Genomic DNA, 259 nt, shown 5'->3' on the forward strand with positions numbered 1-259 from the left:
TGCGATGGCCGAGAGGTAGACCTTGGGACATCTGTCGTAGCGGGTTGCGATCCTGCGCCAGTCCTTGAGGCGGCCGAACATGATCTCGATGCGGTTGCGCCGCTTGTAGCGACGGCGGTCATGTCGGCTCTTGGGAGTGTCTGAACCTCTGTGTATCTGATTTGGCCCATGCGGTTTTCAGATACGTTCAGGCGTCGAAGCGCCCGGCGAACATTATGGCCAGCTGATTGCGGGCTGCTACCCATTCCCGGACAGCGCG

1 pseudogene is annotated in these 259 nt (G+C 60.2%); it reads right to left on the minus strand.

The features are described from left to right. A pseudogene (locus tag GV832_RS21820) lies at positions 1 to 126 on the minus strand (IS5/IS1182 family transposase); the annotation flags it as partial. Between the last annotated feature and the right edge of the window lie 133 nt (positions 127 to 259).

It is taken from the genome of Stagnihabitans tardus (assembly GCF_009925085.1).
GTDB lineage: Bacteria > Pseudomonadota > Alphaproteobacteria > Rhodobacterales > Rhodobacteraceae > Stagnihabitans > Stagnihabitans tardus.